Source organism: Pseudomonas sp. EL_65y_Pfl2_R96, assembly GCF_963970905.1.
Classification (GTDB): domain Bacteria; phylum Pseudomonadota; class Gammaproteobacteria; order Pseudomonadales; family Pseudomonadaceae; genus Aquipseudomonas.
This window is the reverse complement of sequence record NZ_CAXAQH010000378.1, coordinates 1-441: the sequence shown is the minus strand read 5'-3', so window position 1 is coordinate 441 and position 441 is coordinate 1. Positions and strand designations below refer to the sequence as shown.

Below are 441 nucleotides of genomic sequence, written 5' to 3'. Positions count from 1 at the left end.
CTCGTGATATCTTTCACATCGATCTGCTGACTGAAGCCATGCACCACAACTCGCACGCTTTCGCCATCGGCAAGGGCCTCCCTTAGCCGCACGACGATTTTCATACCGGCTTCCTCTGCGCGATCACTCACGTGCTGTCTCCCTGTTGATAATCGCACACGACCACATTCCAATCGAGGTGTCTATGCTGACCAACGCAGCGGTCAAAGCCGCGCGGCCGAAGCCGCGCGCCTATAAGAGGACAGATGGGCAGGGTCTCTATCTCCATGTCGCCCCCACCGGCACCAAATCCTTCCGGTTGCGCTATCGCGACCAGGACGGTCGCGAGCAGACGTTGACCTTCGGCGCGATCTCGCTTGCCGAAGCTCGCGCCAGGCGCGACGTGGCGCGCGTGGCGATTGCGCGCGGCGAGGATCCTCGGAAGGACGCGTCCGCCGTCAA

At 61.9% G+C, this 441-nt stretch carries 1 protein-coding gene; it reads left to right on the top strand.

What is annotated here, in order from left to right; genetic code table 11:
- Window positions 1–184 precede the first annotated feature (184 nt).
- The coding region (locus AACY49_RS31140; protein WP_339528178.1) for an Arm DNA-binding domain-containing protein at window positions 185–441 on the top strand (257 nt) is incomplete at its 3' end.